The organism is Methanobrevibacter sp., assembly GCF_045130115.1.
In the GTDB taxonomy this organism is placed as follows: domain Archaea; phylum Methanobacteriota; class Methanobacteria; order Methanobacteriales; family Methanobacteriaceae; genus Methanocatella.
The window spans coordinates 48,255-69,053 of record NZ_JBGUPC010000063.1; the positions used below are offsets into that span (position 1 = coordinate 48,255).

General features: G+C 34.7%; 27 protein-coding genes. 15 read left to right on the forward strand and 12 right to left on the reverse strand.

The window, feature by feature from the left end; translation table 11 throughout:
* Positions 1 to 82: 82 nt before the first annotated feature.
* From ACJMML_RS10905 to rrp42, 8 genes are all read left to right on the forward strand, one after another.
* Complete coding sequence (locus ACJMML_RS10905) at positions 83 to 679, forward strand: zinc ribbon domain-containing protein (protein ID WP_405307343.1); 597 nt, start codon at positions 83 to 85, stop codon at positions 677 to 679.
* Between the two features lie 73 nt (positions 680 to 752).
* On the forward strand, positions 753 to 1,463 hold the full coding sequence (rnp3, locus tag ACJMML_RS10910) for a ribonuclease P protein component 3 (RefSeq protein ID WP_405307344.1): 711 nt from the start codon (positions 753 to 755) through the stop codon (positions 1,461 to 1,463).
* Positions 1,453 to 1,809, forward strand: a complete 357-nt coding sequence (locus ACJMML_RS10915) for an Rpp14/Pop5 family protein (protein WP_405307376.1) — start codon at positions 1,453 to 1,455, stop codon at positions 1,807 to 1,809. Before rnp3 ends, ACJMML_RS10915 begins: the two co-directional genes overlap by 11 nt.
* Before the next feature lie 211 nt (positions 1,810 to 2,020).
* The gene (gene psmA, locus ACJMML_RS10920) at positions 2,021 to 2,800 is read left to right on the forward strand and encodes an archaeal proteasome endopeptidase complex subunit alpha (RefSeq protein WP_405307345.1); all 780 of its coding nucleotides are present in this window, start codon (positions 2,021 to 2,023) and stop codon (positions 2,798 to 2,800) included.
* A 33-nt stretch (positions 2,801 to 2,833) separates the two neighbouring features.
* Positions 2,834 to 3,535 carry a ribosome assembly factor SBDS gene (locus ACJMML_RS10925; RefSeq protein WP_405307346.1) on the forward strand — a complete coding sequence of 234 codons (702 nt, stop codon included), beginning with the start codon at positions 2,834 to 2,836 and terminating at the stop codon, positions 3,533 to 3,535.
* A 31-nt stretch (positions 3,536 to 3,566) separates the two neighbouring features.
* Positions 3,567 to 4,508, forward strand: a complete 942-nt coding sequence (gene rrp4, locus ACJMML_RS10930; RefSeq protein ID WP_405307347.1) for an exosome complex RNA-binding protein Rrp4 — start codon at positions 3,567 to 3,569, stop codon at positions 4,506 to 4,508.
* Between the two features lie 23 nt (positions 4,509 to 4,531).
* Positions 4,532 to 5,227: an exosome complex exonuclease Rrp41 gene (gene rrp41, locus ACJMML_RS10935; protein WP_405307348.1), complete on the forward strand. Its 696-nt coding sequence runs from the start codon at positions 4,532 to 4,534 to the stop codon at positions 5,225 to 5,227.
* 12 nt (positions 5,228 to 5,239) lie between these two features.
* On the forward strand, positions 5,240 to 6,025 hold the full coding sequence (gene rrp42, locus ACJMML_RS10940) for an exosome complex protein Rrp42 (protein ID WP_405307349.1): 786 nt from the start codon (positions 5,240 to 5,242) through the stop codon (positions 6,023 to 6,025).
* On the opposite strand, the gene ACJMML_RS10945 is transcribed toward rrp42, so the two are convergent.
* Genes ACJMML_RS10945 through ACJMML_RS10970 form a run of 6 tightly spaced genes read right to left on the reverse strand, consistent with a single transcriptional unit; the run spans position 6,022 to position 10,107 of the window.
* Entirely contained in the window at positions 6,022 to 6,651 is a 630-nt protein-coding gene (locus ACJMML_RS10945; RefSeq protein ID WP_405307350.1) for a molybdenum cofactor guanylyltransferase, read from the reverse strand. The genes rrp42 and ACJMML_RS10945 overlap by 4 nt on opposite strands.
* A 17-nt stretch (positions 6,652 to 6,668) precedes the next feature.
* On the reverse strand, positions 6,669 to 7,427 hold the full coding sequence (locus ACJMML_RS10950; protein ID WP_405307351.1) for a hypothetical protein: 759 nt from the start codon (positions 7,425 to 7,427) through the stop codon (positions 6,669 to 6,671).
* A gap of 15 nt (positions 7,428 to 7,442) precedes the next feature.
* Complete coding sequence (cbiT, locus tag ACJMML_RS10955) at positions 7,443 to 8,006, reverse strand: precorrin-6Y C5,15-methyltransferase (decarboxylating) subunit CbiT (protein ID WP_405307352.1); 564 nt, start codon at positions 8,004 to 8,006, stop codon at positions 7,443 to 7,445.
* A complete protein-coding gene (locus tag ACJMML_RS10960; RefSeq protein WP_405307353.1) occupies positions 8,007 to 8,555 on the reverse strand; it encodes a UbiX family flavin prenyltransferase in 549 nt (182 codons plus the stop codon).
* Between the two features lie 9 nt (positions 8,556 to 8,564).
* Positions 8,565 to 9,791, reverse strand: coding sequence for an HD domain-containing protein (locus tag ACJMML_RS10965; RefSeq protein ID WP_405307354.1), 1,227 nt, complete (start codon positions 9,789 to 9,791; stop codon positions 8,565 to 8,567).
* 4 nt (positions 9,792 to 9,795) lie between these two features.
* Positions 9,796 to 10,107 (reverse strand): hypothetical protein, encoded by a 312-nt coding sequence (locus tag ACJMML_RS10970; protein ID WP_405307355.1) that lies wholly within the window; start codon positions 10,105 to 10,107, stop codon positions 9,796 to 9,798.
* Positions 10,108 to 10,305: 198 nt separating this feature from the next.
* On the opposite strand from ACJMML_RS10970, the gene ACJMML_RS10975 reads away from it, so the two are divergent.
* Positions 10,306 to 11,523, forward strand: a complete 1,218-nt coding sequence (locus ACJMML_RS10975; protein ID WP_405307356.1) for an ammonium transporter — start codon at positions 10,306 to 10,308, stop codon at positions 11,521 to 11,523.
* Positions 11,524 to 11,534: 11 nt separating this feature from the next.
* Entirely contained in the window at positions 11,535 to 11,873 is a 339-nt protein-coding gene (locus tag ACJMML_RS10980) for a P-II family nitrogen regulator (RefSeq protein WP_405307357.1), read from the forward strand.
* Positions 11,874 to 11,971: 98 nt separating this feature from the next.
* Here the strand turns inward: ACJMML_RS10980 and ACJMML_RS10985 are convergent, their stop codons facing one another.
* Together ACJMML_RS10985 and aroD are read right to left on the reverse strand one after the other, a co-directional pair.
* Positions 11,972 to 12,574 (reverse strand): helix-turn-helix transcriptional regulator, encoded by a 603-nt coding sequence (locus ACJMML_RS10985; RefSeq protein ID WP_405307358.1) that lies wholly within the window; start codon positions 12,572 to 12,574, stop codon positions 11,972 to 11,974.
* Between the two features lie 4 nt (positions 12,575 to 12,578).
* A complete protein-coding gene (gene aroD / locus ACJMML_RS10990; protein ID WP_405307359.1) occupies positions 12,579 to 13,256 on the reverse strand; it encodes a type I 3-dehydroquinate dehydratase in 678 nt (225 codons plus the stop codon).
* Between the two features lie 130 nt (positions 13,257 to 13,386).
* Between aroD and ACJMML_RS10995 the strand changes: the two genes are divergently transcribed.
* From ACJMML_RS10995 to ACJMML_RS11010, 4 genes are read left to right on the forward strand one after another with little or no spacing between them, the layout of a single operon-like run.
* Positions 13,387 to 14,112 carry a hypothetical protein gene (locus tag ACJMML_RS10995; RefSeq protein WP_405307360.1) on the forward strand — a complete coding sequence of 242 codons (726 nt, stop codon included), beginning with the start codon at positions 13,387 to 13,389 and terminating at the stop codon, positions 14,110 to 14,112.
* A 10-nt stretch (positions 14,113 to 14,122) separates the two neighbouring features.
* The gene (sucD, locus tag ACJMML_RS11000) at positions 14,123 to 14,983 is read left to right on the forward strand and encodes a succinate--CoA ligase subunit alpha (protein ID WP_405307361.1); all 861 of its coding nucleotides are present in this window, start codon (positions 14,123 to 14,125) and stop codon (positions 14,981 to 14,983) included.
* A complete protein-coding gene (gene hmgA / locus ACJMML_RS11005) occupies positions 14,984 to 16,186 on the forward strand; it encodes a hydroxymethylglutaryl-CoA reductase (NADPH) (protein WP_405307362.1) in 1,203 nt (400 codons plus the stop codon).
* Between the two features lie 2 nt (positions 16,187 to 16,188).
* Positions 16,189 to 16,392 carry a hypothetical protein gene (locus ACJMML_RS11010; RefSeq protein ID WP_330026636.1) on the forward strand — a complete coding sequence of 68 codons (204 nt, stop codon included), beginning with the start codon at positions 16,189 to 16,191 and terminating at the stop codon, positions 16,390 to 16,392.
* Here the strand turns inward: ACJMML_RS11010 and ACJMML_RS11015 are convergent.
* From ACJMML_RS11015 to ACJMML_RS11030, 4 genes are read right to left on the reverse strand one after another with little or no spacing between them, the layout of a single operon-like run.
* Complete coding sequence (locus ACJMML_RS11015; protein WP_405307363.1) at positions 16,373 to 17,032, reverse strand: DUF116 domain-containing protein; 660 nt, start codon at positions 17,030 to 17,032, stop codon at positions 16,373 to 16,375. The genes ACJMML_RS11010 and ACJMML_RS11015 overlap by 20 nt on opposite strands.
* Positions 17,033 to 17,040: 8 nt before the next feature.
* Positions 17,041 to 17,493: a hypothetical protein gene (locus ACJMML_RS11020; protein ID WP_405307364.1), complete on the reverse strand. Its 453-nt coding sequence runs from the start codon at positions 17,491 to 17,493 to the stop codon at positions 17,041 to 17,043.
* A 38-nt stretch (positions 17,494 to 17,531) separates the two neighbouring features.
* Positions 17,532 to 17,687, reverse strand: a complete 156-nt coding sequence (locus ACJMML_RS11025) for a hypothetical protein (protein ID WP_165814026.1) — start codon at positions 17,685 to 17,687, stop codon at positions 17,532 to 17,534.
* Between the two features lie 46 nt (positions 17,688 to 17,733).
* A complete protein-coding gene (locus tag ACJMML_RS11030) occupies positions 17,734 to 18,750 on the reverse strand; it encodes a hypothetical protein (protein ID WP_405307365.1) in 1,017 nt (338 codons plus the stop codon).
* 117 nt (positions 18,751 to 18,867) lie between these two features.
* On the opposite strand from ACJMML_RS11030, the gene thsA reads away from it, so the two are divergent.
* Positions 18,868 to 20,523, forward strand: coding sequence for a thermosome subunit alpha (thsA, locus tag ACJMML_RS11035; protein WP_405307366.1), 1,656 nt, complete (start codon positions 18,868 to 18,870; stop codon positions 20,521 to 20,523).
* Positions 20,524 to 20,799 lie beyond the last annotated feature (276 nt).

The window sequence follows — 20,799 nt, forward strand, 5'->3', positions numbered from 1 at the left end:
ATTACAATATATTTAATAATTAACTACATATATATGTCTTGTTAAAAATATAAATATAGAAAATTTTTTGGCAATTGATAACATGAAATGTAGTAATTGTGGACATGAAAATAAAGACAAAGCAAAATTTTGCACTAAATGTGGAGGGGTATTGTCACAATCCACTGAGGATGCTTCACCTGACTCAGGTAATTCCAAATATGTGATAATTACTTTAATTGCTGTAATTATTATATTGGCTGGAGTTATAGGTTATTTTGCATTAAATTCACATTCCGGTGTAGATGATTCTATTTCACAAAGCAGTGCAGATTCCAATGATGTCAAATCTGATGATGATTCTGATTCAGCAAAAACCACTACCACATCTGAAAGCAAATCAAAAGAATGGGTATCAATAGGAAGCTATTCCGGTTCGGGTTCAGGTTCAAAAACTATTAAAGTTCCTAAAGGTAAAATCAAGGTCGAACTTTCTGCATATCCAATTTTGAATTATGCTACAAACCATTTATATGTATCAGGTACAAATGGTGAGTCAGGTGGCGTAGATTGGGGTTCCTCAAGTGCTGTTGAAACAAGATCTGATTCATTCGAGTGTACTTTAAAGTCTGAAGAGGAATTTACAATAGACTATTATGAGACTGTAAATTGGAACGTTGAATTCTATAGATATCAGTAAGTGATTTGATAATCACTTATCTTATTTTTTTTTTAACAAATTTTTAAATATATAAAATAATAAATAAATTACTATGTTTTTTGATTTGAATATTAAGGGCAGTAGCTTGGAAAATAATATTAAGTTAGCCAAGCAAGCTTCTGAATATGGATGGGAGCATATAAACTTTTCATATAATCAAAAAGATTTTCAAAATGCCTTAAATTTAAGAGAAGAATTAGATGATGGTTTGGAGTCTATTATCAGTTTTGATTATACGTTAGAAATCAAATCAACAAACATCAATGAAATTAGAAAGGCTGCAAATAAATTTAGGGATAGGGCATCATGCATATCTGTAATCGGTGGAGATTTAAAGGTCAATAGGGCTGTTTTGGAAAACGTAAAAATCGATGTGCTGTCAAGACCTTATTTGAAAAGGTATGATGCCGGTCTGAATCATATTCTTGCAAAGGAGTCTCTACGCAATAATGTTGCAGTTGAATTATGCTTCAATGATATTTTAAGAAGTTATCTTGCCCCTAGGGCTAAAATCATTTCCAATTTCAGAGACATTTTTACATTATATAGAAAATTTGATTTTCCTTTAATCTTATCATCATGTTCAGAATCTATTTTTGATATTAAAACTACTCAGGATTTTGTTTCTGTGTTTAAACAAACTGGATTGAATGATGATGAGATAAATAAATCGTTTATAACTTCTCAAAACATACTGGAATTTAATAAAAATAGAAAAGACTTGATTTTTAAGGGAGTGAGGAGGGTAAATGATGAAGCTTAAGGTTTTACCGCCTACTCTTAGAAAGAATAACAGATATCTGACATTAGATATTAAAAGCACTTTTCCGATTTCCAAGGATGAATTGGTGAACATCATTTGGGATGTATGTATGCGATTTCAGGGAGAGTGCATGACCTCTAATTTTAATCTATGGGTCATGAAATTTTATGAAATCGAAAAAACAGATGAATATATTCGATATAAATCTATTGTGAGATGTCAAAGGGATTTTACGGAAAATGTACGGTCTTCCCTTGCGTTGACCTATAAGTATAACGGCAAGGCCATTTCCATTACAACCATCGGAATATCCGGAACCATAAAGGCATCTCAAAAATTCATTTAATTACTTTTTGTTATTTTAAAATAGAAAACTTTATAAATAAATATAATTATAAATATCAATTGGATTTATGGAAAAAAAGAATAAAAAATATTTTAATTCACTACAGATTTGTGATTGAAATTAAAATTTGCCTTTTCATGGAAGATTTGGTTTTATTTTTTTTAAGTTGTCGAATATAAAATTAATATTTATAAAAATATGAGGTATTAATATGCAACCTTTACAAAATGCTGGATATGACAGGGCTATTACTGTATTTAGCCCAGATGGAAGACTTTTCCAAGTAGAATATGCAAGAGAAGCTGTTAAAAGAGGAACTACATCAATTGGTGTTAAAAGTTCAGAAGGTATTGTTTTAGCTGTTGACAAAAGAACTACTTCAAAATTAGTTGAAGCTTCATCTATAGAAAAAATATTCAAAATAGATGACCATATTGGAGCAGCTACTTCAGGTCTTGTTGCTGATGCAAGGGCATTGGTTGAAAGAGCAAGAGTTGAAGCGCAAATCAATAAAATTACCTATAGTGAACCTATTCGCGTAACCAGCTTGTCTAAGAAATTATGCGACATGTTACAGTTATATACCCAAAATGGTGGAGTAAGGCCATTCGGTTCTGCTTTAATCATTGGTGGAATATATAATGGTAAATGTAAATTATTCGAAACCGACCCAAGTGGAGCTTTAATTGAATACAAAGCAACTGCTATCGGTTCTGGAAGAAATGCTGCAATGGATATTTTTGAAGAAAAATATGAAGATGACTTGTCATTGGAAGGAGCTATCGAACTAGCATTAACCGCTATTAATGAAGCTACTGATCATGAAACCACTTCCAATAATGTCGAAATCGCAGTCATTAAACTTGAAGATGAAAAATATGTAAAACTTTCTCAAGATGAAGTACAGGAATATATTGATAAAGTGATTCCTGAAGAAGAGGAAGAAGAAAACGAAAGTGAAGAATCCGAAGAGGATTCAGAAGAAGAATAATTATTTTCTATTAATTAGTTAGGGGATGCTTTGATGGTAAATGTTGATGAAGCTATAATTGCTAAATATGAGTACTCAGGCGAACATTTTGAAATATTGGTCGACCCTGATTTGGCAGCAGATTTTCGAAATCCTGATGGCCCTGATGTTGCCATCGAAGATCTTTTAGCTGTTGAAGAAATTTTCAAAGACTCTAAAAAAGGAGATAAGGCTTCTGATGAAGCTATGAATAAAATCTTTGAAACTACTGATCCTATTGAAGTTTCTAAAATCATACTTGAAAAGGGAACTGTTCAACTCACTGCCGATCAAAAAAGAAAAATGCAAGAGGATAAAAGAAAACTTGTTATAAATAAGATTGCTAAAGAAGCGATAAATCCTCAAAACGGTTTACCTCATCCGGTTCAAAGAATCGAAAACGCATGTGATGAGGCAAAGGTTAAATTTGATCCGTTCACATCAGTTGACCAGCAGGTTCAATCAGCTCTAAAATCTATTAAACCACTCATTCCAATCAGATTTGAAAAAGTTAAAGTTGCTGTTAGGCTTCCGGGTTCAGCAGCAGGCAGCGCTTATAATGTTATTCATGGATTTGGAGAGATCATTAATGAAGAATGGCAGCAAGATGGCTCTTGGATTGGCATTGTAGAAATGCCTGGAGGGCTTCAAAATTCATTTTCTTCTAAAATGGCTGAAATTTCAGGTGGAGAAGCAGAAACTAGGACTTTAAAATAATTTAAATGAATTTCATATTAATGGGATTATTATGATACACGTGGAAAATAAAGATTTAGTTATTCCAGGTCAAATATTGGCTGATGACGAATACTATTCAGGAAGAGGTACCTTTAAAGAAAACGGTAAAATTTGCTCTTCTTTATTGGGTCGTGTTTCTTTAAGGAATAAAAAAATAAGAGTTATTCCTTTAAAAAGCAAATATGTTCCTAAAAAAGGAGATGTTGTAATTGGTAAAATCAAAGATGTCAGATTCTCAATGTGGGATGTAGACATCAATTCACCATATTCCGGAATTTTGCCTGCCTTTGAAGTGTTTGGTCGTGAGAAAAAAGAACTCAACAAAGTATATGATGTTGGGGATGTGCTATTTTTAAGAGTTGTCGATGTTGATGAAATCAAAAAGGCAAAACTCGGTTTAAAAGGTAGAGGAATGGGTAAATTCAAAGGAGGAATTATTGTAGATATTGCTCCAACTAAAGTTCCTAGATTAATCGGTAAAAAAGGCTCAATGATTAACATGATTAAGGACAAAACCAAATGTAAAATCGTTGTTGGTCAAAATGGTCTTGTATGGGTTAAAGGAAACGAAGATATGGAACAACTTACCCGCGAAATAATTCACTTGATTGAAGCTGAAGCTCATACTTCTGGTTTAACAAATAAAATCAAAAACAAATTGTACCTGGCTATTGATGGTGAATTGCCACCTGAAGAAGTTGAGGAAACTGAAGAGGAATTTGTTTTAGAAAAACCTAAACTTCAAAATTTCAAAGAAGAATTGGAACAAGAAGAGTTAGAACAAGAAGAAAACGAAGCTGAAGAAGAAGCAGCAGAGGAAACTAAAGAGAAAAAAGAAAAACCAGATATTGGTGAAGTTATTGAAGAATTTAAAAGAAAAAATAAAAGCAAAGATGGTTCATTATCCTATAGTGATAACTCAAACAATTCTTTCATACTAAATAATAAATAATTCTTCACATTTATGAGGTTGATATGATGTCAGATATTATAAGAGATGATGGTAGGAAATTTGATGAATTGCGTCCTATTAAGATTGAAGCTGGAGTTCTTGAACGTGCAGACGGTTCAGCTTACTTGGAAGTTGGAGGAAATAAGATATTGGTAGCTGTTTATGGGCCTAGAGAATCATACATCAGAAGATTGCTCGAACCAAATACTGGTGTAATCAGATGCAGATATAATATGGCTCCTTTTTCTGTGGATGACAGGAAAAGACCTGGACCAGACAGAAGATCCTCTGAAATTTCTAAAATCACTGCTGATGCTTTAAGGCCAGCATTAATGTTAGAAAATTATCCAAGGTCAATGATTGATATTTATATTGAAGTAATAGAAGCTGAAGGTGGAACCCGTTGTGCTGGAATTACAGCAGCTTCTGTTGCACTTGTCGATGCAGGAATACCTATGAAAGATATTGTTGTAGGTTGTGCTGCAGGTAAAGTTTATGATGAAATAGTACTTGATTTATCTGAAAAAGAAGATAAAGAAGGTCAAGCTGATGTTCCAATAGCTATGATGCCAAGAACCGGTGAAATCACATTATTACAAAGTGATGGTAACTTGACTGAAGAAGAATTTGCAAAAGCAATTGATTTGGCTATGGAAGGATGTCGTAAAGTAAACGAAATCCAAAAAGAGGCTTTAATGAAAAAATATTCTATAGAATAAGCGGGTGGAAATATGGAGATAGTACCAGAAATTACAAGAAGAAGTATTGAAAACCTTGTCGGAAATGATAAAAGAGAAGATGGCAGGGCACTTGATGAATATAGGGACATTTCTATCGAAACTAATGTTATTTCTAAAGCTGAAGGTTCTGCTCGTGTTAAAATCGGTGGAACTCAAGTTATTGTAGGTATTAAACCACAGCTTGGAAGTCCATTCCCAGACACTCCTGATTTAGGAGTTTTAATGACCAATTGTGAAATGTTGCCAATGGCTGATCCTACTTTTGAACCAGGACCACCTAGCGACGATTCAATTGAACTTGCTCGTGTAGTTGACAGGGGTATTCGTGAAAGTGAATTGGTAGAATTGGATAAATTATGTGTTGAAGAAGGTAAACATGTTTGGATGTTATTCATTGACTTGCATATTATCGATAACTGCGGAAACCTTTTCGATGCATGTGAATTAGCAGTTATGGCTGCATTAAAAACTACTAAATTGCCTGTTGCAACTATTGTCGATGAAGAAGTTGTCATTAGTGAAGATGAAACATTTGATTTGCCAATTAACAACGAATTGGCTTTATGCACATTCGTTAAAATCGGCGATAAAATGATTATCGACCCAACATTATCCGAAGAAAAAGTAGCATCTGCTCGTTTAAATGTTGGTGTTACAAAAGATGGTCACATCTGTTCCATGCAAAAAGGTGGAAAAGAACCATTAACCAAAGATGACATTCTTTTCGCTGTCAATTTGGCAGTAACAAAAACAAAAGAGTTAATAGAACATCTTTAAATGTCCTGTGGACGATTAAGATTTCTAAATTCTTTTTTTTCTATTTTTTTATTATCAATCAGAACAAATTTTGTATCTATTTTTTCTATCAGTCCTTTGATGTGCAAAACGTCATTGGAAATCAGGTCTTCAATTTCAGGAATTATGTTTTTATTGTAAATTGAGTGAAGAGGTTCTGATGTCTTTAATTTATTTTCGCTATCATGGTATGGGACTATGGCCTGATAATCCTCGTCAATTTCTTTAAAAATAGTATTTATATAATTTTTGGAAACATATGGACTATCACAAGGTAAAATTAAAGCATAATCGCTGTTAATCTGTTCTAGTCCGGTCATGATTCCAGGCATGGGGCCTTTATTTTTAATTTTGTCTTCGACAAAAGCAATTTTATAAGTGTAGTCCTGAGGATCTATAAATTCGCTATATTTGTCAATCCTTTCGCTATCATTTAAAACAATTATTGCTTCAGTAATCTGGTGGTTTAAAGTAGTCAGGATATGTTTAATCATGGGTTTGTCTTTAATAATCATAGAACCTTTATCCTGACCCATTCTACTACTTTTACCTCCACATAAAATAATGCAGGATTTAATACTTTCACTATTTTCATAATCGTTACTCATATTAAATCTCCCTAAAATTATTTTACGTACACGTCCGCATCTTCGTCAAATGGATTGGTACGGATAATCAGTGCAATCATGTAAGGGTAATTCTTATATAAATATTTTAAGTAATGGACCCATTCATAGACTAATTTATCGTATACTCTTTTCATATCTCCATTCAAATGACCAAAGTCAGTGTCATTTACTAAAGCTAAATCTTTTCTATGTTCCAATTCCTCATCTAAGTGAAGAATGGCATTGGTCAATTCAGTGAATTCCTCTTTTTCAAGCAAATTAGGATTATTAATTAAATTAATAATAAATTCCCTTTTACTTGCAAGCATGGTTCTTAAGTTTTCTAAAAACTCTTCACGTTCTTCAGCAGGAATGTCGACCTGGAAATCAAGTGAAGCGTCTTTCAGTTCAGCCAATTTATTGTCAAAGTCCTTTTCATCCCAATCTTTGATTGACTTTAAATTTTCGGTACTTGCTTTGTATTTGTTTGCTGTGCTTAATTGGTTAATTAAGTCGTTTCCAACTTCTGAAAAGAAGGTACTCATAAGCATGTCCAATTTTTCAAGCATAGCTTCTTTTTCCTTTTTTTCTATAATTTCATCAAGCAAAAATGCTACAAGTAAAATATCTACCGGAATAAAACCTAAGTGTGTCCAGACATATGAGATAATATGCTCTCCATCACCTAGTACAAGGTAATTTGATCCATAGATGATTATTATCAATAAAATCATTACTATGGAAAATTTCACTTTCCAACTTAATCGTTTGCTCATTATTTAATCTCCAATCTATCGTTTTTTAGCGGTTATGATTGCTATCGGATTTTCACTAATCATCAGGATTCCTCTGTCAAGGATTCTTCCATTAGAAGCATTAACTTCCATAAGCTTTGGATTATATCCCAAATCCTTAAGCTTGTTCACTGCTTCAACTTTAGTGTCAACCAGAATAGCTGTAATGATGATTCTTCCTTTTGAATTCAGTTTTTCATGGACGATGTCTAAGATATTCTCCAATTGTCTGCCGCTACCTCCAACAATAGCGATATCAATGTTTTCAATATCTTTTAGGGCATTTGCCCCATCATCATTAATTAATGTGACATTGTCTCCAAGTCCGAATTTTTTAAGATTCTTTGAAGTAACTTCAATTGCTTCCGGATTGGTGTCAATGGAAATTACTTCGCCTGCCCTTTGGCTAAATTCGCAGGTTATTCCACCGGTTCCGCATCCACAATCAACAACCTTATCGGTTGATGTCACTTCTGATTTATATAATATTATTGCTCTTATGGCTTCTTTTGTTGGTCCTGGGACGTCACAGGATTTGATAAAATCCTTATCTTCTAACATTTACTCCCACCTTTTAAATAAGTTATTTTCAATTTTTAAGGAGTCTAAGATTTTTCCGACAATGAAATTAATCTGGTCATCAACAGTATCGTGTGTTGAGTAAAAGCCAGGCATTGCAGGCAAGATAATAGCTCCTTCTTGTGATAATGTTAGCATGTTTTTTAAATGTACGCTTCTAAGCGGAGTTTCTCGTGGAACAATAACAGTTGGTCTTCTTTCTTTTAAACTCACATCTGCCACTCTTGTTATTGTATTCGCACCGTAACCATGTGCGATTGATGATAATGTCTTCATTGAACATGGCACAATTGCCAGGCCGTCAGCCTTAAATGACCCGCTGTTGATGGAAGCAGTCAGGTCATTGAAATCATAATATGAATCAGCCATGTTAATAACATCTTCAACGCTGTAATCGGTTTCAGATTCGATAACGATTTTAGCCGCATCGCTTATGACTAGACTGTTTTCAATATTCAGTTTTTTTAAAGCTTCAATGAGTCTTATTCCATATATGACTCCACTAGCTCCTGTTATTCCAACTACTATCATATTATTCTCCTAAAATAGTTTGATTTGGTCATAATGTATTCCGTGGAATTTTTCACGGTCAATTTCCGGTAAATCAAGGTAATTTTCTAATTTTAATTTGTTGAATTTGGATTTTTCCTCTTCTGGAACATAAACGCTAATGTCTGGAATGTTGAATCTTGCTTTACTTAACGCAGAGATGATATTTGATATTTCAGTTAATGGGAATAGTTTTCCATCAACGCTTACCTGAGTTTTCATTTCATCAAAACGAGGGTATTCGGCAATGTTTATGAATACATAATCCTTGTCAAGCCCATAGTCTTCAGCAATTTCCTCTTCCGCTTTTCGAAGATCATCAGCGGGGATTTTATACATCTTTTCAGGGAATTTAAAATTATCTAAACGGATTGTTTTAACCCTTTTTGGAACAATCCTGTTGTCTAGTCTATGCATTATGTCATTTGCATAGTCGTTTTCGCATTGTCTGAACATCGCAATGAGGTCTGTATCATCGTATTTATATATTTCACGTTCATCAATCATGCCTTCATCAATTATCTTTTGCAATGCTCGTCTAAACATTGTGTTGACGATTCTGGTGGTGTGGTGTTGATAAACGCTTGGGTACATGAAATATCTTGATACCAATGCTCCCTCAGCTGCCTGGACTCCCTTGATGTCAAGTATCAATCCGTCGTCTAAACTTAAATTTGAGATTAATCTTTCATAATCAATTTTTCCATAAGAAACTCCGGTATTGTGTGAATCTCTTAAAAGATAATCCATCCTGTCGACATCAAGCTCTCCTGAAACGATTGGTCCCAGATGTCCATTTCCGTTAATGATGTCCACAATTTCATTGACATCAAATTTTTCTTCCAACAGGTCTCTCATAGAGGTTTTGGTAATTACGTATTTTGATAACTCTTCATGAGGAAATGACAATACCCCTTCGGACACATGTGAAAATGGACCATGTCCTATATCATGCAGAAGTGCTGACGCTCTTATCAGTTCGATTTCATCACTTGACAAATCTAACTCTTCAGCAAGTTTTGATCCCAAATTCATTGTTCCGACGCAATGTTCAAATCTGGTGTGTGTTGCTCCCGGATAGATTAAACTTATCAATCCAAGTTGTTTTATGCGTCTTAGACGTTGAAATTGGGGCATGTCCATTATTTTTACTTCAAACTTGTTTAGACTAATGTCTCCATAGACACTATCTCTGATAAATTTCTTTTTTTCACTCATTTTATCAGTCCTCAAAGTATTCCTCTATCCATGTGTAATTGTTATCTGTAAAGTTATCTACTGTGGTTTCAACATAGTCAGTCACATTAGTTTCAGTGTTATTTGTCATATTTGTGGTATTTGTGTCATTCTGTGGAATGATTGTTGGCACGTATTCAATTTCACTCGGTTCAAAAGAATCATCTTCAAGCGATATTAACTTGTATGAGTCATTATCTTCGTGTATTGTTAGAGTAGCGAATGCTGAGCTGATACAAAATGCAATTACAGCAATTATTAAAAATACTATTAAATTTGCTTTAATTGAACCTCTCATAATAACACTCTATTAATTTATACTATTATTATTTTTTTTAAAAGCTATTATTTAATTGTTTGCAAAATTAAACTGATTTTAATCTTTTTTAGTCAATTTTGCAAAATGTTTATATATTAGAAGTGATAGATATCTTTATCGGAAGTATACTTCCGACAGTATATTTCCGACTAATCAAATAAATAGAGTTAAGATATTATGGTTATGTTTAGTGCTGGTGACACTGCATGGGTTCTCATTTGTACACTGCTTGTACTTCTAATGAGCATTCCTGCAGTAGCATTTTTTTATGGAGGATTAAGTAAAAGAAAGAATGTTTTAAATACAATGTTTTTAACTTTCATTGCATTTGCTATAATCAGTGTGATTTGGGTCGCATTCGGTTATCAATTTGCATTTGGAAGCGATATTCACGGATTGATTGGTTCACCAACCAATTTCTTCTTGCAGGGAATTGCTTTGGATGATCTGAACGGTACAATTCCAACATTATTGTTTGTAATGTTTCAATGTGCATTTGCTGGAATTACCTGTGCGATTATGTCCGGTGCTTTAGTTGGAAGAATGAAAACAAAAGCATGGGTCATATTTGTTATCATCTGGGCATTAATTGTATATGTCCCTATCGCCCACTGGGTATGGGGAGGAGGATGGTTAATGCAGATGGGAGCACTCGATTTCGCAGGTGGTGCTGTTGTCCACATTAACTCAGGTATTTCCGCATTGGCTGTAGCATTGGTATTAGGTAAAAGGAAAAACTCTTCCTTGATTCCGCACAATCTAGGTTATGCAGTACTTGGTGCCGCATTGCTTTGGTTTGGTTGGATGGGATTCAATGGAGGATCAGGGCTTGCAGCTGACGGACTTGCGGCTAATGCATTAATAGTTACAAATGTTTCAGCAGCAACAGGTCTTATTGTCTGGACCTTAATTGATATGTTTAAAGTTGGAAAACCAACAATTTTAGGTGCAATATCCGGTGCTGTAGCAGGTCTGGTAGGAATTACTCCTGCAGCCGGTTTTGTTGATGTTTTCGGTGCATTGGTTATTGGTGCAGTTGCTCCTGTCATATCATATTATTCAATTAATTATTTGAAACCAAAACTCGGATATGATGATGCATTGGATGCATGGGGCATTCACGGAATGTCTGGTGTATGGGGAGCAATCGCAACTGGAATCTTTGCAATTCCATCAATCGGTGGAGTGGCAGGTCTGATTGCAGGAAATCCTAATCAGGTTGTAATACAGATAATAAGCGTTATCGCCACTATGGTTTATGCATTTGTAGTAAGTTATATAATAGCAAAAGTCCTAGATAAATCATTGAATGGTATAAGAGTGGAAGATCACAAAGAAATCGGTGGACTCGACACACATCTTCACCAGGAATCCGCTTATAACTTTAATTCATAGGAGAGATGTAAATGAAAGCTATTGTTGCAATTATTAGACAGGAAAAGTTTGATGATGTTAAAAGGGCCTTGATGGAAGTGGGCTGTGAAGGTATGACCGTTTCAGAGGTAAAAGGAAGAGGAAGTCAAAAAGGTATCAGGGAATCCTATAGGGGATCCAGTTATTGTATTGATTTGATTCCAAAAACACGTATTGAAATTGTTGTAAAGGATGAAGAGCTTGACACATTTGTTGATGCGATTAAAAAAGCAGCATATACCGGAAACATCGGGGACGGAAAGATATTTATTTACCCTGTGGAAAATGTGATTAGAATAAGGACTGGTGAAGAGGGGGAGGATGTTGTGTAACTTATCTCCCTTTTATTTATTGTCAAAATAGAAAAAATCTATTTTTGATATCTCCCTTATTAGGAAGGTAATGCAGTTTTGCATTATTTTCCTTTTTTTTAATATTCAATAACCACGCCATTGATGTTGGAAATATCCACCCAAGTGGTTATTCCGCTGACCTCATATAAAACGCCATCTGTGTATTCGTAGGAAATCTCCTTGTTGTCACTTATCAAATGGACTTTATCACCATTGATTTGGTCAACCCTTTTTATGATTCCTCCGTATTCATCAGATTCTGCCACAACGATATCTCCAACATGTATGTCATGAGTCTTGTTTATGAGCACATCCTGTCCATCCTGCAATGTTGGAAGCATGGATGTTCCATCGACTTTAACGATAATAGGGATCTGATCTGGACCTATAGTTGAATGTATATTTATTTCAGCATTTTCAAGGCCATACTGGTGGCATATGTCTTTAATTCCCTGCTTATAATAGGTCATGTCTGCAGTGGTGTTATTCATTACATCCAATGTGTAATTGCAAATTTTATTACCCATGCCGTGTTTGTCAATATCCGAAAAGGTTGTGGTCTCAACAGTGATGTTTTCACCATCGTTATAGACATCAACGGAATTATTGCCTAAAAACACGATTCCACAAAATATAATTAAAATAAGAAAAATCAATACTAAAATAATCTTTTTACCCATATTATCACTCATCCATAATATTCAAATCCATATTCAGGAGAGCTTTCATCGTTTCAATGTCAATTTGACCCGGGGCGGTTGCATCCCTTCCGGCCGCAAAAGTAATCGGGGAGTCAAATTTGGAAGCCATGACTCTTGTGTAACTTCCCAAATCACCCATTGAAATTGCAATGGTGTTTTCGCAATGGGAAAGAACGGCCAATATTGTTAATGTGTCCTCTAAGTCCTGCGGCATGAAAGCAACTTTGGCGATATCTCCTAATTCCTGTTCTTTTTCAACTATATACATTATTTCATTTAAATCAGGGGTCTTTTCAAAGTCATGATAGGAGACAATAGTTTTTACGCCGGTATCATGGATTTTATGAATGTATTCATCGCTGCTTTGAAGCTCAATGTCCACATAGTCGACAAGGTCACAACATTCATAAAGTATATTGAAGCGTTCTTCTTCGCTTCCTTTAAATGAACCTCCTTCGGTATTGATTCTATTGGTGGCTATCATTGGAAAGCTAATTTCTTTTATTGTATCTCTGATCTTATCAATCTCGGGGTTTTTAAGCGCATCTATTCTGAATTCCAAAATGTCAGCACCTTTATCGATACAATCGTTTGCAACTTCAACAACGTCTTCATATTTTTCTTGAAAAATAGGAATTGCAATTTTTGTTTGTGAATACATTACTTTATAATTTATTTATTACTATTAAATAAGTTTTCTTAAAAACTATATATAAATTAAGATACATAATATATACCAATAAAATTTAAAATTTTATTCGTTTGTTTAATCAATTATACAAGGTGTTAATTTGAAAATTACGGCTATAGGTGCAGATATATCAAAAAATGATGTGTCCTGCAGTTCTAAGCTAGTAGAAACTATAGAAAAGAACCTTCAAAGTGTAATAGACCTAGGTGCAAGAAATGCTGAATTAACAAATGTCACTGGTGATGATGTTGTTGTAAGTGCGTTTGTTGAAGATGATTTGCTTGAAGTGGTTAATGAAGGTTTGGTAAATGTTTTAAAAATGAGTGCAGAAAATCTTGGGGATTTATCCGGAATATCTGATAATCCGGATGAGGCAGGAGAAGGAATCTCTTATGCTGAAGCAAGTATCAGAAAAGATTTCTATCCGGATGCCATAATTTTAGGTTTTGACACATATGGTGGAGAGCCATTTGTTGCAGATGTTGCAAACTCAGCAATCGAAGCGGCAAGGGGAATGAAGAATTGCACTGATGTGTCAGATTATATTGAGCCTAAAATAAGAAAAATTCCTGGTGTGGGTTATGTTTCACCCGAAACCGATGACCCTGTTGTTGTAGCAACTGTTGAAAACATCGAATCTGTTGGAGTTATCGCAGGAGCTATGATTGGAGCTGCACTTGGAAATAAGAATGTTTATTTAGTTAAAAGGGGAACAACTTGTAATGTATTACCTGGCAGTGTAATATTTTCAGCTACTGCACTTATGAATGGAAACGTAATAGATTTGGCTGTTCCATTTGAAAATAAAACTAGAATATTGAGATAGGAGATTTACTATGATTTTATTGAATGAAGATACAAAATGTTTAGTTCAAGGGATAACCGGTAAACAAGGTTCATTCCATACAGAACAAATGTTAAACTACAATACCAATATTGTTGCAGGATTAACTCCTGGAAAAGGAGGACAAGACTTTTTAGGAGTTCCTATTTTCAACTCCATGGAAGAAGCAACAGAAGAAGTTGATGTTAATGCTTCAATCATTTTTGTTCCTGCAAAATTTGCAAAAGATGCAGCTTTTGAAGCAATTAGGCATTTGGATTTAGTTGTTATCATTTCTGAACATATTCCAGTCCATGATAGTATGAAAATCATGGCATATGCTAAAGAAATGGACACAACCATTATCGGACCTAACACTCCAGGAATCATCTCTCCTGGTGTAGGTAAACTGGGTATCATGCCGACTCACATTTTCAAAGAGGGTAATGTGGGTGTAATTTCAAGAAGCGGTACATTAACATATGAAATTGCAAGTGAACTCACTAATGCCGGAATCGGTCAAAGTACTGCTGTAGGTATTGGTGGAGACCCTGTAACCGGGGATAATTATGTTGATATATTAAAAAGGTTTGAAAAGGACGACCAAACAGATGCTGTTGTTTTAATTGGTGAAATTGGAGGAACTGCAGAAGAAAGAGCAGGTAAGTACATCGCAGACGAAATGTCAAAACCTGTTGTATCATATATTGCAGGAAGAACAGCACCACCTGGCAAAAGAATGGGACATGCCGGTGCAATTATTCAAGGATCATCAGGTACTGTTGCAAGTAAAACCAAAGCCTTAAATGAAGCTGGTGTTGAAGTAGCTAAAAAACCATCTGAAATTGTAGATTTACTTAAAAAGGTAATGTAGATGTCAAATCAGGAAATTATTGATAAATTATTGAATGGTGAAATGAAACTTTATCAGGTTGATAAGGAAGTTTCAGCCAAAGAGGCAACTGACATTAGAAGGGAATTTCTAGAACAGAAATATGACCTTGACTTATCCAATATCTCAAATTATACTTTGGATATGGAAAGGGCATCTGCCCGTAACATTGAAAACTCAATCGGTGTATTGCAACTTCCGATGGGTATTGCAGGACCGTTAAAAATTAATGGGGAATATTGTCAAAGGGAAGTGTTTGTTCCGCTCGCTACCTCAGAAGGCGCATTGGTTGCATCCATCAATCGTGGTGCATCAACAATTACCGCTTCAGGCGGTGTTAATGCGAGAGTGGTGTCAGATATCATGACTCGTGCACCTGCAATTAAATGTGATGGTGTTAGTGATGCTTTAAAAGTTAAACAATGGTTTATTGATAATTTCGATGAGTTAAAGCAAATTGCTGAAAGCACAACATCTCATGGAAAACTGATTAAAATCGACCCTATCTTAATCGTCGGAAGCTATGTGTATCCGAGATTTGTCTTCTCAACTGGAGACAGTATGGGAATGAATATGGTGACAATAGCTTCTGAAAAAATCTTGGATAAATTGGCTCAGGATACTAATGCACTTCATATTGCATTAAGCGGCAACGTCTGTGTCGATAAGAAGCCTGCTGCTATAAACATTGTTGAAGGAAGAGGAAAAAGCGTTATAGCAGATATATTGATACCTGAGGATATTGTAGCTAAAAAACTGAAAACCACATCAGAAGCAATTGTGGAAGTTAACACTGCTAAAAATCTAATAGGCTCTGCAGCCAGCGGGTCCATGGCATTCAATGCCCATTATGCTAATATGGTTGCAGCAATATTTTTGGCAACCGGTCAGGACCCTGCTCATGTTGCTGAAGGATCTCTTGGTATTACAACCGCTGAAAACAGAAACGGCGATTTATATTTCTCAGTAAACTTGCCTGACTTGCCTGTTGCTACTGTTGGTGGTGGAACCAGTTTGGAAGTTGCCCATGAAGGATTGGAAATCCTAGGCGTTGCAGGTTCAGGTCATGCCCGTGAATTTGCAGAAATTGTTGCATCCACTGTTTTGGCTGGTGAACTGTCACTTGTAGGAGCATTGGCTGCAGGACATCTTGCAAGAGCTCACCAGGAACTCGGTAGAGGATAATTATGGATGATTTCATAGATTCACTTTATCCTGAAATCGCTCTTGAAACCGATGATATTGCAATGACAATATCCGTAAAAAAAGATTATTCCCAAATTAAAGATTTGGACAAGAGAAAAGAGGAGTTCATTAAGGATTTAAATGAATTCATAAAGGAGTTTAGCGAAACTCCAGAATCTAGAGAATTTATGGCTTATTTTGATTAGAGTATTTGGAATCTATCTTTTCAAATACTTTTTTAACATTTACTTTTGTCTCAAAACATCCTGTCTTTTCAAGCAGAACGCCCTGCGGACAGAAATCGGACAATAACATCATCATTTGATTCAAATCCTCATGGCATGCCACACCGAGAACTGCCTCAAACTTATTTTCCATGACTATTTTTTTAACGAAGCTTGATCCCGGAACAATATATAATTTGTAACCCATCGGTTCGGATTTTTTCTTGATTGCTCCGATTGAACATAATCCGCATTCGCTACAGTTCAAGCCTTCCTTTTGAAGCGGTGCAGGGCAGTCCTTGTGCCTGAGGCAGTGAGGTAAAAAGATTAATGTCTTTTCAGCAGGAATTTGTCTGAATCGTTCCCTGTTGAGGTCGTCCCTTACCCTTATTGCAATGTTGTCAATCAGATGATCATCCAATTTTAAGAAGCGGGCAATTGTCTTGAAAGGTGAATATAATAAATCGACAATGTATAATAGGAATCTTGGGAACTTTATCTTGTTTTTAATGGCTATCAGATATCCTAAAATCAACACCACAATAAATAATATGACAATCAGAATTGCTATAAAAACTACAAGTTGGCCTAAGAACATGTAAAAGGAGTCAATAAAAATCATATTTCAACCTAAAATTCTTCAATAGTATAATTCTCAAAGTCTTTGTTTAATTTCACACCGGTAGGTGTCTTTATTATTTCAAGTCCGGACAGACTGTCACAGGAACATAAGACGTTTTGTTCGGGATGTGTTCCAGGGGTGATGTTGCAGTTCAGGTTTACTCTGTTTCCTATTGATATTACTGTTTCCAAACGTTTTGTTGATGGATGATTCTTGTTTAAGATTACTAGTGGTGAGGATTCTTCACGGCTGAGATAAGCCTGTGAACGAATGGCCCTTTTATCTTTTTTAAAGTTTGACACTGCAATTATATCGTCTGATTCTAAAAATTGGACTATCTCTTCAGTGTCCTGTGTTGCAATGAATAACATTTTGTTTTCATAGGATACCTTGACAACGCCGACCATTCCGGTTTCGCCTTCGAGAAATAGTATTTCATCATCTTTAAAATCAATATTCATGCTATCACTAAAAAAAATAAAAAGAGAGTAAATTAAATTTACTCTGCAAGCTCCACATTGTCACTTTGACAAGATGGACAAACTACTTTTTTTCCAAGTCCCTTAAAGGAATTTCCACAGTCTTTACAATGGTATTTTTTGGTTTTCAGTTTTTTCAAATCAATATCGGCCATTGGCCCTCCACTTGAACACATTATAAATCACCTGTTATATAATATATATTATATATTATTAATAAGTTTAGTTTTCCAGTTTCTTTCTGGTTTCATTAATTCTTTCAAGTGTTTGACTGTCATTGTCCAAATCAAATTTCAATTCTAGAAAATATAATAATTGATTATATAGCTTGTTTTTATCGTATTCATCAATCAATTCGTTCAATGCATCCAAAATAAATGTATTTGGTCCTAGTTGAATTTTCTTGCTTGCAATGATGTCAATGCACTCCTTCAGGGACAGTTCCATGTTGTCGGTTTTTGACTGGATGAATTTGATTTCGGCATATGCAAGGGGGCTTGCTTCAAACTCCATACTAAATATATATAATGCCAAAGCGGTTTTCATGTCGTTTTCTTCCACATAATAATATCCTATGTTTCTATAGCACCTTGCAATGTCTTGAGGGTAATATGCATATTTCAGCGCATCTGATGTACGGATGACATACTCGTTTAATGTGTATGTGTGCATTTTATATATTTCTGTCAATTCCAGTATGATTCTTGATGAAACCGGATTGATTTTAATTGCTTTTTTCAGGTATTCCTCCGCCTTATCGTATTGCTTGGACTCAAGAAGCAAGAATCCATAAACATAATACAAATCAAGTAACGGCTGGTTGTCTGGAATGTATCTCAATTCCTTTTTCAATCCGATATATTTTCTGAAGATCAGTTCTTCAAGAGGATTTGTAAAGTAATGATATTCACTTACCATGTCATCTTCAAACATTGCAGGGAATGTTTTCATGAACTCGTCAAGCTTTTTTAGAGGGGTTTCATAATTCCCGTTTTCTATATCAAAATAAATGTCATTCAGGATATCAAGTATAGGATTTTCCCTTTCTGATATTTCAATGAATTCCTGCTTTTCATCATCACTTAAGCAATCCCACATTAGGCGAGAGATTTCTTTGATTATTTCCTTGTTGTATGGATGGTCCTTATAGACCTCAATTTGGTCGGATAGGTATTGTCTGTTCAAATCCTTATTTTCACCTAAGTTAGATTTAATTTCTTTTATAATTTTCTCGTACATTAACACACCTGAAGTTACTTTAATGGGCAATCTTTTTATATTACCTCTTACCTATTTATTAATGTATAAAAACTTAGTTTTATATTTTATTTAAAAAAATTTTAAGGTGATTATTAAATGGCAAATCAACCAATATTTATCCTTCCTGAAGGAACTGAAAGATATTCAAAAAGAGATGCTTTAAGAATGAATATCACAGCTGCTAAGGTATTAGCAGGTATTGTAAGAACTACTCTTGGTCCTAAAGGAATGGACAAAATGTTAACTAGTTCATTAGGTGACGTAACTGTCACCAACGATGGTGCAACCATCATGAGAGAAATGGAAATCAACCAACCTGCAGCTAGAATGCTTGTGGAAACCGCAAAAAAACAAGAAGAAATTGTTGGAGACGGAACCACTTCCGTTGTTGTTATTGCTGGTGAATTATTAGCTAAAGCTGAAGAATTATTGGAAGATGGAATTGCAACATCAATTGTTGTTAAAGGATATAGAAATGCAACTCAAAAAGCAGTTGAGTTATTAAAAGAAATCGCAATTGATGCGGATGATGAAGAAACCCTTAAAAAAGCAGCAATTACTGCAATGAGTGGTAAAGGTTCAGATTATGCAAAAGAACACTTAGCAGACCTTGTCGTAAAAGCTGCATTAAGAATTAAGGAAGACGGCAAATCCGATATAGACAACATTAATATCCAAAGGGTTTCAGGAGATTCCGTAGAGGATTCATTTTTGGCTGAAGGAATTATCATCGATAAAGCTCCAGTATCCAAAAACATGCCTAAAGATGTTAAGGATGCTAAAATCGCTATCATGAAATATCCTCTTGAATTAAAAGACATGAATACTACTACCAAAATTGATATAACCAGTCCTGACCAATTCGAAGCATTCCTCAAACAGGAAGAAGACATGATTAAGGAGCTAGTTGACAAAGTCCTCGATTCAGGCGTAAATGTGTTATTCTGTCAAAAAGGTATTGACGACATGGCAGAACACTACCTTAAAAAAGCTGGAATCATGGCGTTCAAACGTGTTAAAAAATCTGATATTGAAAGAATCCAAAAGGCTACCGGTGCAAAACTTGTAACTGATATTGAAGATTTATCCGAAGATAAATTAGGTTTTGCAGGTCATGTATATCTTGACAAAATATTTGATCATGAATTAACTTTAATCGAAGAATGTGAAAATCCAAAAGCTTCATCAATTGTCTTAAGAGGAAGTACCCGTTACGTTACCGAACAAATCGCAAGAGCTATTGACGATGCTTTAGGAGTAGTTGGAGCAACCATTGAAGAAGGAAAAGTTCTCATTGGTGGAGGAGCTTGTGAAATCGATTTAGTAAAACAATTAAGAGAATATGGTGAATCTGTAAGTGGAAGAGAACAATTAGCTATTTTAAAATATGCTGAAGCTTTAGAAGTTATTCCAAGAACATTAATTGAAAATGCAGGTTTGGATACCATTAACTTAATTGCGGATTTAAAGGCTGCTCATGAAGACAACCCATTCATCGGAATTAATGTATTTGAAGGCAAAGTGGTTGACATGAAGGATGCTGGTGTAATTGAACCTTTAAGAGTAAAAATCCAAGCTCTTCAATCAGCTGGTGAAGCTGCAGAAATGATCTTACGTATTGATGATATGATTGCGGCAAGAAATGCATTGAATTCTACCGGACCTGATGAGACCGGAAATGATGACAGTGGTATGCCTCCTATGCCTGGTGCAGGTATGGGCGGTATGGGTGGAATGCCTCCAATGATGTAAAATTTTTAAAAATTTTACACATTTTTCTTTTTTTAATTTTTCATGCTTATTTTTTATAATACCTTATTAAATGTATTGTTTTTTATTCTAATTCCAATTTATTCAATGATTTTAATTTAAATAACTTTTAAACATACCCTATTTTATATGATAACTATTAGAATAACAGTTTCTATTTTTATAAAGTTAAGTTACTTTAAAAATTATTTCATTCCATTTAATACTTTTATTATCAAATTCAAAAAGAATTTTACTTTATACTTGATTTTCATAAAG